The organism is Pseudoxanthomonas sp. Soil82 (assembly GCF_040446535.1).
Taxonomy (GTDB): Bacteria; Pseudomonadota; Gammaproteobacteria; order Xanthomonadales; family Xanthomonadaceae; genus Pseudoxanthomonas; species Pseudoxanthomonas kaohsiungensis.
Map to the genome: position 1 here is coordinate 1034746 of NZ_JBEAAK010000001.1, position 13060 is coordinate 1047805.

The 13060-nt window shown below is 71.5% G+C and carries 14 protein-coding genes; 6 read left to right on the top strand and 8 right to left on the bottom strand.

Annotation, left to right across the window (positions count from 1 at the left end; translation table 11 throughout):
• The first annotated feature begins 100 nt into the window (after window positions 1–100).
• Complete coding sequence (locus tag ABKA19_RS04665; protein ID WP_353687872.1) at window positions 101–745, top strand: hypothetical protein; 645 nt, start codon at window positions 101–103, stop codon at window positions 743–745.
• A gap of 61 nt (window positions 746–806) precedes the next feature.
• Window positions 807–1757 (top strand): calcium/sodium antiporter, encoded by a 951-nt coding sequence (locus ABKA19_RS04670; RefSeq protein ID WP_162376338.1) that lies wholly within the window; start codon window positions 807–809, stop codon window positions 1755–1757.
• Between the two features lie 86 nt (window positions 1758–1843).
• On the opposite strand, the gene ABKA19_RS04675 is transcribed toward ABKA19_RS04670, so the two are convergent.
• The 6 genes from ABKA19_RS04675 to ABKA19_RS04700 are packed head-to-tail and all read right to left on the bottom strand — an operon-like array spanning window position 1844 to window position 7837.
• Window positions 1844–2197 (bottom strand): Na+/H+ antiporter subunit G, encoded by a 354-nt coding sequence (locus ABKA19_RS04675; RefSeq protein ID WP_353687873.1) that lies wholly within the window; start codon window positions 2195–2197, stop codon window positions 1844–1846.
• On the bottom strand, window positions 2194–2436 hold the full coding sequence (locus ABKA19_RS04680; RefSeq protein ID WP_238394295.1) for a K+/H+ antiporter subunit F: 243 nt from the start codon (window positions 2434–2436) through the stop codon (window positions 2194–2196). Before ABKA19_RS04680 ends, ABKA19_RS04675 begins: the two co-directional genes overlap by 4 nt.
• Window positions 2437–2474: 38 nt before the next feature.
• Window positions 2475–2987, bottom strand: coding sequence for a Na+/H+ antiporter subunit E (locus ABKA19_RS04685; protein ID WP_162376335.1), 513 nt, complete (start codon window positions 2985–2987; stop codon window positions 2475–2477).
• 2 nt (window positions 2988–2989) lie between these two features.
• Complete coding sequence (locus ABKA19_RS04690; protein ID WP_162376334.1) at window positions 2990–4555, bottom strand: monovalent cation/H+ antiporter subunit D; 1566 nt, start codon at window positions 4553–4555, stop codon at window positions 2990–2992.
• Window positions 4552–4995 carry a Na+/H+ antiporter subunit C gene (locus ABKA19_RS04695; RefSeq protein WP_162376333.1) on the bottom strand — a complete coding sequence of 148 codons (444 nt, stop codon included), beginning with the start codon at window positions 4993–4995 and terminating at the stop codon, window positions 4552–4554. Before ABKA19_RS04695 ends, ABKA19_RS04690 begins: the two co-directional genes overlap by 4 nt.
• A gap of 13 nt (window positions 4996–5008) precedes the next feature.
• Window positions 5009–7837, bottom strand: a complete 2829-nt coding sequence (locus ABKA19_RS04700) for a monovalent cation/H+ antiporter subunit A (protein ID WP_353688051.1) — start codon at window positions 7835–7837, stop codon at window positions 5009–5011.
• 270 nt (window positions 7838–8107) lie between these two features.
• Between ABKA19_RS04700 and ABKA19_RS04705 the strand changes: the two genes are divergently transcribed.
• Entirely contained in the window at window positions 8108–8989 is an 882-nt protein-coding gene (locus ABKA19_RS04705) for an NAD-dependent epimerase/dehydratase family protein (RefSeq protein ID WP_353687874.1), read from the top strand.
• A gap of 16 nt (window positions 8990–9005) precedes the next feature.
• Here the strand turns inward: ABKA19_RS04705 and ABKA19_RS04710 are convergent, their stop codons facing one another.
• Together ABKA19_RS04710 and ABKA19_RS04715 are read right to left on the bottom strand one after the other, a co-directional pair.
• Window positions 9006–9485, bottom strand: coding sequence for an Mpo1 family 2-hydroxy fatty acid dioxygenase (locus tag ABKA19_RS04710; protein ID WP_162376330.1), 480 nt, complete (start codon window positions 9483–9485; stop codon window positions 9006–9008).
• Between the two features lie 120 nt (window positions 9486–9605).
• On the bottom strand, window positions 9606–10550 hold the full coding sequence (locus ABKA19_RS04715) for a phosphoribosylaminoimidazolesuccinocarboxamide synthase (RefSeq protein WP_353687875.1): 945 nt from the start codon (window positions 10548–10550) through the stop codon (window positions 9606–9608).
• A gap of 143 nt (window positions 10551–10693) precedes the next feature.
• Between ABKA19_RS04715 and ABKA19_RS04720 the strand changes: the two genes are divergently transcribed.
• From ABKA19_RS04720 to yegS, 3 genes are all read left to right on the top strand, one after another.
• Window positions 10694–11029, top strand: a complete 336-nt coding sequence (locus tag ABKA19_RS04720) for a J domain-containing protein (RefSeq protein WP_162376328.1) — start codon at window positions 10694–10696, stop codon at window positions 11027–11029.
• Window positions 11030–11077: 48 nt separating this feature from the next.
• Complete coding sequence (gene rpe, locus ABKA19_RS04725; protein WP_353687876.1) at window positions 11078–11764, top strand: ribulose-phosphate 3-epimerase; 687 nt, start codon at window positions 11078–11080, stop codon at window positions 11762–11764.
• Between the two features lie 250 nt (window positions 11765–12014).
• Complete coding sequence (gene yegS / locus ABKA19_RS04730) at window positions 12015–12995, top strand: lipid kinase YegS (RefSeq protein ID WP_353687877.1); 981 nt, start codon at window positions 12015–12017, stop codon at window positions 12993–12995.
• The last annotated feature ends 65 nt before the right edge of the window (window positions 12996–13060 follow it).

Genomic DNA, 13060 nt, shown 5'->3' on the forward strand with positions numbered 1-13060 from the left:
CGAGGCGCGCCCGGAACAGGCGCGCGCTTGCCGGAGCCTTCGCCCGGCGTTGACGCAGCGCCTGCCAACCTCGCCGCCGTCGTCCACGCAGGGGAAACCGATGTCGTCCAGGATGCTCGATGCCTGCCTCCTGACCTTCGCATTGCTGCTGGTCTCGTGCGCGCAGGCGCCGGGCGACGCGGCGCAATCGGCCGCCGCGCACGAGGCCGGGGTGGATCCGGCCCTGGATGCGCCGCAGGAAGAGGTGCCCCCGGCCACCGTGCCCGGCGCGGCCAGGGCGCTGGCGCCGTTGGCCGCCGACTTCTCCGGGTTCGGCCCGGTGCCGTTCGGCAGCGACGCGCAGGCGTTGCGGCTGGCGTGGGGTGGGCCGCTGGAGGGCGGCGGCGAGGCGCAGGGCGACGCGGACGCGTGCCACTACCTGTTCCCGCAACCGCGGCCGGCGCACGGTTACGGCACCGGCTTCATGGTCGAGGGCGGCCGCTTCGTGCGCGTGGACGTGGACGATCCGGCCGCCACCGCGCCGGGCGGCGGGCGCATCGGCATGGCCGCCAGCGAGATCGCAGCAATGTACCCGGGGCGGATCGAGGAGCGCCCGCACAAGTACGTGGACGGGGCGAAGTACCTGCGGGTGACCCGCGACGGCAGCGAGGCGGTGCTGCTGTTCGAGACCGACGCGCAGGGCCGGGTCGAGGAATGGCGCATCGGCCTGCCGCCGCAGGTCGACTACGTCGAAGGCTGCGGCTGATCCTGCCCGCGGCGGCCTGGTGCCGGCATAGAATCAGCGCGGGACTCGGGAGGGTATGGCGATGGCGGAAGCGTTGGGACTGTTCGCGCTCGGCCTGCTGCTGCTGGCGCTGGGTGGGGATTCGGTGGTCAAGGGGGTGTCTGGCTTGGCCCAGCACCTGGGCGTGCGGCCATTCGTGGCCGGGCTCCTGCTGGTCGCGTTCGGCACGTCGGTGCCGGAGCTGGCGGTCAACGCACGCGCGGTGTTCGAGGGGCAATCGCACCTGGCCCTCGGCAACGCCGTCGGCAGCAACGTGGTCAACCTCGGCCTGACCCTGGGCCTGGCCGCGCTGGCGGCGCCGCTGCTGCTGCGCGCCCGCATGGGCGTCCCGCTGCTGGTGCTGCTGGCGGTGGCCACGTTCGCGCTGATGGCGTTCGGGCTCGACGGCTACGTCAACCGCATCGAGGGGGCAGTGCTGCTGCTGGGCTTCGTCGCCAGCACCGCGTTCCTGTTGCGGCAGGGACGCCGCGAGGCGGACGAAGTGCAGGCGGAGATCGCCGCCTTCGCCACCACCCGCACCGGGCTGGGTCTGAACCTGTTCCGGCTCGCCATCGCGATCGCGCTGCTGTGGTTCGGCGCGCGCTGGGTGGTCGACGGCGGCCTCGGCCTCGGCCAGGCGCTCGGCATGACTCCGCTGATGGCCGGCCTGCTGCCGGTGGCCATCGGCACGGCGCTGCCGGAGGTCGCGGCCGCGATCGCCGCGGCGCGGCGCGGGCAGGGCGACATGGTCGCCGGCCACGTCATCGGCTCGAGCCTGTTCAACCTGCTGGCGATCGTCGGCGGCATGGCGGTGCTGCAGCCGCTGGCGCTGCCTGCCTCGTTCGTCCGGTTCGAGCTGCCGGCGGTGCTGGTGCTGACCCTGCTGGTCTATCCGCTGCTGCGCAGCGGCCGCCGGATCAGCCAGCAGGAAGGCGGCATCCTCTGCCTGGCCTTCCTGGCCTGGGTGGTGCTGGAACTGCTGCTGTTCCTGTAGGAGCCGATTCACCGGCGACACGGGCGTCGGGACTACGGTTCCGTCGCCTGTGCCGACGGTGTCGGGTCGCCCATGAGGATGGGCTCCTACAAAGAGCCTGCGTCCTCGTCCTTCTCCGCATCCATCCGCGGCTGCCGCGGCGGCTCGGCCATGTGCAGCGACAGCGCGGCCTTGGCCATCAGGTGCGCGCTGATCGGCGCGGTGATGAACAGGAACGCGGTGATCAGCAGTTCGCGCGGCTGCGGATCCGTGTCGGCGAACCAGTGGTAGCCGACCGAGGCCAGCAGCACGCAGCCGACGCCCAGCGTGCTGGCCTTGGTCGGTGCGTGCAGGCGCTTGAAGAACTCCGACAGCTTCACCAGGCCGAGCGATCCGACCAGGATGAAGAAGCAGCTGGAGGCCAGCAGCAGCACCAGCGCGATGGCGACCAGCCAGCTCATTCGACGATGTCCCGGCGCATCACGTACTTGCTCAGCACCACCGTGCCGACGAAGCCGAGCATGGCGATGACCAGCGCGGCCTCGAAGTACACCGCCGTGCCCAGGTGCATGCCGAACAGCACCAGCAGGGCGATGGCGCACACGAACATGGTGTCCAGGGCGAGGATCCGGTCGGGGACGCTGGGTCCCTTCAACAGCCGGTACAGCGCCAGCAGCAGCGCCACGCCGACCACGTGCATCGAGCCGACCACGGCCCAGGCCACCAGCGCGTGCGGGGTCACGGGAAGATCTCCATCAGCGGCGCCTCGTAGCGGGTCTTGATCTGGCGCACCACCCGGTCGGCGTCGTCCAGGTTGAGCACGTGCACCAGCAGGTAGCGGCGGTCGTCGGACAGCGCCGACGACACCGTGCCCGGGGTCAGGGTGATGATGCTGGTCAAGGCGGCGATGCCGTGGATGTTGGCGATGTCCAGCGGCACCCAGATGAAGCCGGGGCGGATCTTCGCCTCCGGGCCGAGCACCTGCAGGGCGACGGTGACGTTCGACCGCACGATGTCCAGCAGCAGGATGCCCAGCATCCGCGGTGCCCCGCGCAGGTTGCCGATGCGGGCGAACTCGCGGTCCAGGCGCGCGGCGAACGGCGGGATCAGCAGGGCCAGCACCAGCGCCATGAGCACGTGGCCGCGGGTGACCTGGTCGTTCATCAGCAGCCAGAAGCAGAACACCGCCGCCGCCAGCGGCAGCGACGGCAGCCAGCGCTTGCGCCATTCGGAGAAGCGTTTCGTCGCCATGCTCAGGGCTCCCTCAGCGCCGGCGTCGCCGCGCGCACCTGCTGCACGTAGTCGCCGGGGGACTGCAGCTGGGCGGCGGTGGCGCGGGTGTAATCCAGCAGCGGCGCGGCGGCGACCACCATGGCGATGCCGTACGCGAGCAGCAGGACCGTGGCCGCGGTCTCGAGCGGGCGGCCCGGGGCTGCGCGCATCTCGTCCAGCGGGGTGTAGGCGGCCAGCCGTTCCGGCGAGGCATCCGGCCACGGCTCCACGCGCCAGAACAGGCGCGTGCCGGCGCGGGCCAGGCCGACGATCATCATGAAGCTGCTGCCCAGCACCAGCGCCCATACCCATGCCGTGGAGGCGCCGGACGGCACCGCCTCGAGCAGCAGCAGCTTGCCGATGAAGCCGGACAGCGGCGGCAGCCCGGCCAGCGAGACCGCCGTGACCAGGAACAGCACGCCCGGGATCATGCGGCCCGGCAATGCGGCCACCAGGTCCTTGCGGTCGCCCGCGCTGCCACGCCGGCGGCGGATCAGGTCGGCGAGCAGGAACAGCGCCGCGCCGGCGAACGTGCTGTGCACGAGGTAATACAGCCCGGCCGCGATCGTGCCGGTGGTGGACAGGGCGAAGGCCAGGAACAGCGTCGCCGCCGAACCCAGCACCAGGTAGGCGGCCAGCGAGCGCAGCTGGCGCGATGCCAGCACGCCGAGCGCGGACAGGGTCAGCGTGACCCCGCCCAGCGCCAGCAGCGCCGGCCAGGCGAAGCCCTCCAACGCCCCCGCCGCGCCGAAACTCAGCATCGCCACCCGCAATACCGCGTACAGGCCGACCTTGGTCATCACCGCGAACAGCGCGGCGACGGCCGCCGGGGCATGGGTGTAGGTCTGCGGCAGCCAGAAGTACATGGGCAGCAGCGCGGCCTTGGCGCAGAACACCACCACCAGCAGGCCGGCCGCCGACTGGACCAGCGCCAGGTCCTGCGGCGGGGCCTGGGCCACGCGCAGCGCCATCTCGGCCATGTTCAGCGTGCCCAGCAGGCCGTACAGCAGCCCCAGTGCGATCAGGAACAATGCCGAGGCGGCGATGTTGAAGGCGACGTAGTGCAGCCCCGCGCGCATGCGCTCGCCGCGTCCACCGCTGAGCATCAGCCCATAGGAGGCGATCAGCAGCACCTCGAAGAACACGAACAGGTTGAACGCGTCGCCGGTGAGGAAGGCGCCATTGAGGCCCATCATCTGGAACTGGAAGAACGCGTGGAAGTGCGGCGCGCGCCGGTCCCAGCCGGCGCAGGCGTGCAGCAGGCTGGCCGCGCCGAGCAGCTGGCCGACCAGCAGCATCAACGCGGAGAGGCGGTCCACCATCAGTACGATGCCCAGCCGCGCCGGCCAGTCGCCGACCAGGTAGACCGGGATCCGGCCGCTGGAGGCTTCGATGGCCAGCGCCACCGACACCCCCAGCATCACCGCCATCGAGATCCAGGCCACGATCCGCTGCGGCGCCATGCCGAAGCGGCGGTTCTCGAAGAACAGGACCAGCGCCGCGGCGAACAGCGGCACCAGGACCGGCAGCAGCGGCAGGTGGGTCATGCGCCACCCGCCTTGGCGCCAGCCTCGGCCGCCTGCGCCGCGGTCCGCGCTTCCTCGCGCGCTTCCTCGTGCCGGCGCTGCTCGGCGAGCAGGAATTCACGCTCGGCGCGGCTGCCGTCGACATGGTCGCTGTCGTTGTCCGCGCGGCTGCGGATGGCGACCACGATGCTGACCGCGGTCATGGCGAAGGCGATCACGATCGCGGTCAGCACCAGCGCCTGCGGCAGCGGATCGCTGTAGTGCGACAGGGTAGGCGTCACCCCGTCGCGCAGCACCGGGGGCTTGCCCGCCACCAGCCGGCCGCCGGCGAAGATCAGCAGGTTGGTCGCGTACGAGAGCAGGGTCAGGCCCAGGATCACGTCGAAACTGCGCGCGCGCAGCAGCAGGTACACCCCGGCCGCGGTGAGGATGCCGATCGCGCTCGCCATCGCCAGCTCCATCAGGACGCCTCCATCAGATCTCTCCCGTCCGGGTCGAACGCTGGCCCGGCTCGATCACGCCTAGGTGCGCGACCCGGGTGCGCGAAGGCTTGATCGTGCCGAGCATGGACAGGATCAGCATCGCCCCGCCGAACACCACCAGGTAGACGCCGGTGTCGAAGCCGATCGCACTGGCCAGCGGCACCTTGCCGACCCATGGCACGTCGAGGTCGACGTGGCCGCTGGTCAGGAACTCGACCTCGAACAGGAGCGAGGCCGCGCCGCTGATCCCGGCCACGATCAGGCCCACGCCAATGCAGCGGATGTAGTCGAAGCCGAAGCGCGACTCGACCGACGCCGCGCCCTGGATCACGTACTGGGTCAGCAGCGGCACCGCCAGCACCAGGCCGGCGATGAAGCCGCCGCCGGGCGCGTTGTGGCCGCGCAGGAACAGGAACACCGAGACGGTCAGGGTGAGCGGGAACATCAGCTGGGCCAGGTCGGCCGGCACCGGCAGCTTCACCGGCGGCCCGGCCATCACCTTCTCCGGCGCCAGCCGCGCCCGGCGCAGCAGGGCATGCACGATCAGCGCGGCGATCCCGAACACGGTGATCTCACCGAAGGTGTCGAAGCCGCGGAAGTCCACCAGGATGACGTTGACCACGTTGCGGCCGTAGGCCTCCGGCAGCGAGCGGGCCAGCATCTCGAGGCTCGCCGGCTCACCCACCGGTCGGGTCATGACCGCATAGGAGAGCAGGCCGATGCCCAGGCCGGCGGCCAGCGCCACGGCCACGTCGCGGACCCGGCGCCGCGGTGCGCGCTCGGGTGGCGATCGCGGCGGCAGGTAGTGCAGGCCCAGCAACAGCAAGGCGAGGCTTACCATCTCCACCAGCAGCTGGGTGAGGGCCAGGTCGGGCGCGGACAGGAAAACGAACACCAGGCTGACCATCAGGCCCGCGCCGCCCAGCACGATCAGCGCCAGCAGGCGCTGCCGGTACGTGCGCACCGTGTATAGCGCGCAGGCCACCAGTACCAGCCACAGCAGCCAGCCCAGCAGCGGCATCGGCTGCGGCGCGCGCAGCACCAGCGGCGCATGGCTGCCGGACAGGAACGGCGCGGCGCCGGCCGCCAGCGCCGCCAGTACCAGCCAGACCAGGCTGCGCTGCAGGCTGCCGTTGGCTACCCCCGAGGTGAAGCGCCCGGCCAGTGCGTACAACGCCTCCATGTTCCAGCGGAATGCGCGCCTTCCCAGCGAGTGGCGCACGATCGCGTGCAGGTCGAACAGCCGGCGCAGGCCGAAGTAGAGGGCGATGCCGCCGAAGGTTCCGGCCAGGCTCATCATCAGCGGCTTGTTGAAGCCATGCCAGATCGCCAGGCTGTACTTGGGCAGCGCGTCACCCAGGATCGCGCCCGCGCCGGCGTGCAGTACCGGGGCGACGGTCAGTGCCGGCGCCACGCCGACCGCCACGCACAGCACCACCAGCACCTCGACCGGGATCTTCATCCAGCGCGGCGGTTCGTGCGGCATGTGGTCCAGTGCGCGCGGCCCGCTGCCGAAGAACGTCTCGTAGACGAAGCGCAGGCTGTAGGCCACGCCGAAGATGCCGTACAGCAGCGCGGCGATGTTGATGCCGATGCGCCACCAGTGGTGTCCGCCGATCTCCAGCGCCTCGGTGTAGAACATTTCCTTGGACAGGAAGCCATTGAGCAGCGGGATGCCGGCCATCGCCAGCGAGGCGGTGATGGCCAGCGCGCTGGTCATCGGCATCCAGCGGCGCAGGTTGCCGAGCCGGCGCATGTCGCGGGTGCCGGTCTCGTGGTCGATGATGCCCGCGGCCATGAACAGCGAGGCCTTGAACGTGGCGTGGTTGAGGATGTGGAACACGCCGGCCACCACCGCCATCGGCGTGGACAGGCCGAACAGCAGGGTGATCAGGCCCAGGTGCGAGATGGTCGAGTAGGCCAGCAGGCCCTTGAGGTCGTGCTGGAAGATCGCGTGCCACGCGCCCAGCAGCAGGGTGATCGCGCCGATGCCGGTGACCACGTAGAAGAACAGGTCGGTGCCGGCCAGCGCCGGGTGCAGCCGCGCCAGCAGGAACACGCCGGCCTTCACCATCGTGGCCGAATGCAGGTAGGCCGACACCGGGGTCGGCGCGGCCATCGCGTGCGGCAGCCAGAAGTGCAGCGGGAACTGCGCGCTCTTGGTGAACACGCCGGCCAGCACCAGGCCAAGCGCCCACGGGTAGAGATCGCTGGCGCGGATCAGGTCGCCCGAGGCCAGCACCACGTCCAGGTCGTAGCTGCCCACGATGCGCCCGATCAGCAGCACGCCGCCGAGCAGCGCCAGGCCCCCGCCGCCGGTGATCGCCAGGGCCATGCGCGCGCCCTCGCGCGCGTCCTGGCGCTTGTACCAGAAGCCGATCAGCAAGAAGGAGCTGATGCTGGTCAGTTCCCAGAACACCAGCAGCAGGAGCAGGTTGCCCGCGATCACCACGCCGAGCATCGAGCCCATGAAGAACAGCAGGCAGCCGAAGAAGCGCGGCGCACTGTCCTCCTTGGCCAGGTAGTAGTGCGCGTACATCACCACCAGCGCGCCGATCGCCAGCACCAGGCCGGCGAACATCCATGCGAATCCGTCCAGGCGCAGGTCGAAATCCAGGCCGATCTGCGGGATCCAGGCGTGGTCGGCGCGCAGGATCCAGCCCTGCATCACCGCCGGCGTGGCCCAGGCCAGCACCAGCAGGCCCAGCAGCGGCGCCGCGGCGGCCACCCATGCGACCTGCCCGCGCGGCCGCGCGCGCAGGAACACCATCGCCACGGCGGCCAGGAACGGCAGCGCGAGCAGGATTTCCAGGAAGGGGATCATCCGCGAACAGGATCGATCTGCGTGGAACAGGTTCGAGTGTAGCAGCCGGTTCCACGACGCCGTAACCGGTGTCGCACCGGAACCCACCATGTCCCGGGCTACGCGTTGGGCATCCATCGCGCGTGCCCGTCATGCACCCCGCCGGCGCGGCGCGCGCCCGTCGGTACGTCCCCGCCGCTCTGGGTGTGCACCCGCCCGCGAGCCGTCGCCGGACAGGGGATGCCTCGATCCCGCTATCCTGTCGCGCATGCAGGCCTCCGCACTTCGATGACGACTCCTGGCCATCCGCCGCGCGCGCTGTTGTACGGCGCCAGTGGGCAGATCGGCCGGCGCGTGCTGGCCGACCTGCGCGCGCGCGGCTGGCGGGTGGTGGCGCTGTCGCGCGAGGAACGGCCGGCGATGGCCGGCGTGGAATGGCGGCGCGGCGTGTTGCCCGATTCCGCCGGTCCCGGCGACGGCTTCGACGCGATCATCAGCTGCGGTCCACTGGACCTGTTCTCGCACTGGTATGCCCGCACGCCCACCGGCGATGCGCGCGTGGTCGCCTTCGGTTCGACCAGCGTCCACGTCAAGGCCGACTCCTCCGATCCCGGCGAACGCGACGTCGCCGCGCGGCTGCGCCTGGCCGAAACGCGACTGGCCGATGCCGCGCTCGCGCGCGGCGCGGCGGCCACGCTGTTGCGTCCGACCCTGGTCTACGGCGCCGGCAGCGACCGCAACCTGACCCGCATCGCCACGCTCGCGCGCCGGCATGGCTTCTTCATCCTGCCGCACGATGCGCGCGGACTGCGCCAGCCGGTGCACGTGGACGACCTGGCGGCGGCGGCGGTGGCGGCGCTGTCGTTGCGCGGGCCCGGCCTGCGCGCCTACGACCTGCCCGGGGGCGAAACCCTGGCCTACCGCGAGATGGTCGCGCGGGTGCTGGCCGCGCTGCAGCCACCGGCGCGGCTGCTGGTGCTGCCAGGGCCGGTGTTCGCGCTGGCCGCGCGGCTGGCGCGCGTCACCGGCCTGCACGATGCCGGCGAGGCGGTACTGGCGCGCATGCGCCAGGACCTGGCATTCGATGCCGGCCCGGCGCGCGAAGCGCTGGGCTACGCGCCCCGCCCGTTCCTGCCCGACGCGGCGATGTTCGACGCGCCGCCGCGCTGAGCCCGCGGATGCCCGCTCAGTACCTCCAGCCCAGGCGGCGGTACAGCTTGGCCAGCACCCAGGCCGGGCCGATCAGCAGGTAGACCAGGTCGGTCAGGAAGCTGGGCTTGCGGCCCTCGAACTTGTGGCCGATGAACTGCGCGATCCAGGCGACGACGAACACGGTCACTGCCGACCACAGCAAGGCCGGCAGGCCGAAGCGCGTTTCGATCAGCCGGCACAGGCAGCCGCAGACGAAGAACGCCGCCAGCATGCCCAGTCCCAGGCTGCGCGAGAGCCGGTAATAGAACATCCACGCGAAGAACATGGCCAGGGCGGCCCAGATGCCGGTCTTCATCCAGGTGCCGAAGGTCGGGATGCACCAGATCAGCGCCACCACCGACCACAGGATCGCCGGCACCGCGACCACGTGGATGCGCTGGTTCAGTGCGTTGCGGTGGTCGTCCGAATAGCTGGCGAAGTAGCGGTCGATCGGCCGCTGCAGGGTTGCGTCCATCCCACACCCCTCCCGGGGACTCTGTGCGCTCGGGTATGGAGCATAGCGCGGGCGTCGGGACCTCGGGAGCCTCGGGTAGGGCCGGGCTTGCCCGGCTGCCCGCCGCCCGGATGCCGCCACTCAGTCGATGTCGATCCCGGCCAGCTTCTGCAGCGCCTCGGCGTAGCGGGCCCGGGTGCGCTCGATCACCCAGGCCGGCAGCGACGGACCCGGCGGGGTCTTGTCCCAGTCCAGCGTCTCCAGGTAGTCGCGCACGATCTGCTTGTCGTAGCTGGGCGGGCTGGTGCCGACCTGGTACTCGTCGGCCGGCCAGTAGCGCGAGGAGTCCGGGGTCAGCATCTCGTCCATGATGTACAGGCGGCCGTCGGCGTCGGTGCCGAACTCGAACTTGGTGTCGGCCAGCAGGATGCCGCGCTCGGCCGCATAGGCGGCGGCGAAGCGGTACAGGCGCAGGGTCGCATCGCGCACGCGCTCGGCCAACTCGCCGCCGACGGTGCGCACCATCGCGTCGAAATCGATGTTCTCGTCGTGGTCGCCGACGGCTGCCTTGGTCGAGGGGGTGAAGATCGGCTCGGGCAGCTGCTCGGCCTGGCGCAGGCCGTCGGGGAGGGCGATGCCGCTGACCTGGCCGGTGCGCTGGTAGTCCTTCCAGCCGCTGCCGATCAGGTAGCCGCGGGCGATCGCCTCCACCGGCACCGGCTTGAGCTTGCGGGTCACCACGGCGCGCCTGGCGTACAGCGCCGGGTCCACGCCCCCGGGCAGCACCGCCGCCACCTCGATGCCGGTGAGGTGGTTGGGGATCAGGTGGGCGGTCTTGCCGAACCAGAAATTGGAGATCTGGCAGAGCATCTCGCCCTTGCCGGGGATCGGGTCGGGCAGGACCACGTCGAACGCCGACAGGCGGTCGGTCGCCACCATCAGCAGGAACTCGCCGTCGTAGCCTTCGGCCGCGGCCAGCGCCGCGGCGGGGATGTTCCCACGGGGGAGGTCGAAGACGTCGCGCACCTTGCCGCGGTGGCGCAGCGGCAGGCCGGGCAGGTCGGACTGGAGCAGGGTCGTGGACAACGCAGTCTCCGGGCAGGGCACAGTGCGGGGCTCCCGGGGCCGCGCCGGCAGTGGAGCGCGCGGCGGCCGGCCGCACAGTGTACGGCGAGCCGGGGCGGCTGTGCCGTAGAATTCGCGCTCCGCCCGCACGGTGCCGCCGTCGAATGAACCGCTGGTACGGAAAACTGCTGGGCCTGATCGCCGGCGCGCTGCTGTTCCGGCCCAACCCGCTGTTCGGCGCGGTGGTGGGCCTGCTGGTCGGCCATGCCTTCGACCGCGACTGGTTCCGCCTGCGCGCGCGGGAGAACCCGTACGCCGAGCTCGGCCTGACGGCCGAGGCCAGCGATGCGGAAATCGACCAGGCGTACCGCCGGCTGATGTCCCAGTACCACCCCGACAAGGTCGCCGGCGCCGCGCCGGAACTGCGCGACCAGGCCGAGAAGCGCGCACGCGCCATCAACGCCGCCTACGACCGCATCCGCACCCTGCGCCGGCGCTGAGCCGCGCGCGGGCGCCATCCGATTCCCACCGCTTTCCCCGAGCCGACCATGCAGCCCACCGTCATCGCCCCGTCCATCCTCTCGGCCGACTTCGCCCGCCTGGGCGAGGAAGTGGACAACGTCCTCGCCGCCGGCGCCGACTGGGTCCACTTCGACGTGATGGACAACCATTACGTGCCCAACCTGACCATCGGCCCGATGGTCTGCCAGGCGCTGCGCAAGCATGGCGTCACCGCGCCGATCGACGTGCACCTGATGGTCGAGCCGGTGGACCGGATCGTGCCGGACTTCGCCGAGGCCGGCGCCAGCCTGATCAGCTTCCATCCCGAGGCCAGCCGCCACGTGCACCGCACCGTGCAGCTGATCCGGTCGCATGGCTGCCAGGCCGGCCTGGTCCTCAACCCGGCCACGCCGGTGGAAGTGCTGGACTGGGTGCTGGAGGACCTGGACATGGTCCTGCTGATGTCGGTCAACCCCGGCTTCGGCGGCCAGGCCTTCATCCCCTCGACGCTGGACAAGCTGCGCGCGGTGCGGGCGATGATCGACAAGACCGGCAAGCCGATCCGGCTGGAGATCGATGGCGGGGTCAAGGCGGACAACATCGGCGAGATCGCCGCGGCCGGCGCCGACACCTTCGTGGCCGGCTCGGCGATCTTCGGCGCGCCGCGCACGCGCGAGCACTACGCCGGCGTGGTGGGGAAGATGAAAGCGGCGGTGGACGCGGTCCGCGGCTGAGCAGGGCGGGGCGCTTGCCGGCCGGCCGGCGACGCCTCCACGCGCCGCCGGCCCCTTCACCCACGTGGAGGCAATCCCGCCTCCGCCCGTCGTCCCTGCCATGGCCTTCGATGCTGGCCACCGCCGGTGACAGCATGATGACGCTGCATGCCAGCGCGGATGGGCCGCCGCCCGCGTTCCGGCGATAGCCGGTTCACGCGACCGCGCCATCGTGGTTGCTACGCTGCGCCGCCCTGCTCCGGAACTGCGCATGAGCGCTGCAGCCGAACCCGCCGTCTGCTGGCTGATCCTCAACGGCAAGTCCGCCGGCGACGACGCCGTACGCGAGGCGGTGGCGGAGATGCGCTGCCGCGGTGTCCGGTTGGCGGTGCGGGTGACATGGGAAAGCGGCGATGCCGCGCGCTGGGTCGCCGACGCGATCGAGGCCGGCGCGTCCAGCGTGGTTGCCGCCGGCGGCGACGGCACGCTGAGCGAAGTGGCCGCCGCCCTGGCCGCGCACGACCTGCCGGCAGCGCGCCTGCCGGCGCTGGGCCTGCTGCCGCTGGGCACGGCCAACGACTTCGCGACGGCCGCCGGTGTTCCCCTGGATCCGATGCAAGCCCTGGCCTTGGCCGCTTCCGGCTCCGCCCATGCGCTCGACCTGCTGCGGATCGACGCCGATGGCCAGCGGCACTGGTGCGCCAACCTGGCCAGCGGTGGCTTCGGCACCGAGGTCACCGTGGAGACCGACGAAGGCCTGAAGAAGCTGCTCGGCGGCCTGGCCTACCTGGTCACCGGCATCGCCCGGCTGGGCCGGATCGAGCCGCTGCCGGTGCGCCTGCGCGGCCCGGACTTCGCCTGGGACGGCGGCCTGATCGCGCTGGGCCTGGGCAACGGGCGCCAGGCCGGCGGCGGGCAGGCGCTGTGCCCCGACGCGCTGGTGGACGACGGCCTGCTCGACCTCACCGTGATCCCGGAATTGTCCGGCGAGTTGCTGGCCACCGTCGGCACCCTGGTAAAGGAGGGCCAGCGTGCCGCGCTGGAGCGCAGCGCCGTGCGCGCGCGCCTGCCCTGGGTGGAGCTGGAGTCGGGCGAAGGCGCGATGACCCTCAACCTCGACGGCGAGCCGGTGCAGGCACGCCGGTTCCGGATCGAATGCGTGCCCGGTCGCGTGCGCATGCACCTGCCGGCGGACAGTCCGTTGCTGGGGCAACCGTCCGGGCGGCTGCGCGGCGACGGCCAATCCGGTTAAAGTTGCGGCCATGTTCGGCCAGACGACCAGGCTTTCCCTTGCTTCCGCGCGCCGGTGCCGGCGAT

Coding starts and splice junctions, on each gene's coding strand:
- ABKA19_RS04665 (WP_353687872.1), top strand. CDS start 101: ATGTCGTCCAGGATGCTCGATGCCTGCCTCCTGACCTTCGCATTGCTG.
- ABKA19_RS04670 (WP_162376338.1), top strand. CDS start 807: ATGGCGGAAGCGTTGGGACTGTTCGCGCTCGGCCTGCTGCTGCTGGCG.
- ABKA19_RS04675 (WP_353687873.1), bottom strand. CDS start 2,197: ATGAGCTGGCTGGTCGCCATCGCGCTGGTGCTGCTGCTGGCCTCCAGC.
- ABKA19_RS04680 (WP_238394295.1), bottom strand. CDS start 2,436: ATGCACGTGGTCGGCGTGGCGCTGCTGCTGGCGCTGTACCGGCTGTTG.
- ABKA19_RS04685 (WP_162376335.1), bottom strand. CDS start 2,987: ATGGCGACGAAACGCTTCTCCGAATGGCGCAAGCGCTGGCTGCCGTCG.
- ABKA19_RS04690 (WP_162376334.1), bottom strand. CDS start 4,555: ATGACCCACCTGCCGCTGCTGCCGGTCCTGGTGCCGCTGTTCGCCGCG.
- ABKA19_RS04695 (WP_162376333.1), bottom strand. CDS start 4,995: ATGGAGCTGGCGATGGCGAGCGCGATCGGCATCCTCACCGCGGCCGGG.
- ABKA19_RS04705 (WP_353687874.1), top strand. CDS start 8,108: ATGACGACTCCTGGCCATCCGCCGCGCGCGCTGTTGTACGGCGCCAGT.
- ABKA19_RS04710 (WP_162376330.1), bottom strand. CDS start 9,485: ATGGACGCAACCCTGCAGCGGCCGATCGACCGCTACTTCGCCAGCTAT.
- ABKA19_RS04720 (WP_162376328.1), top strand. CDS start 10,694: ATGAACCGCTGGTACGGAAAACTGCTGGGCCTGATCGCCGGCGCGCTG.
- rpe (WP_353687876.1), top strand. CDS start 11,078: ATGCAGCCCACCGTCATCGCCCCGTCCATCCTCTCGGCCGACTTCGCC.
- yegS (WP_353687877.1), top strand. CDS start 12,015: ATGAGCGCTGCAGCCGAACCCGCCGTCTGCTGGCTGATCCTCAACGGC.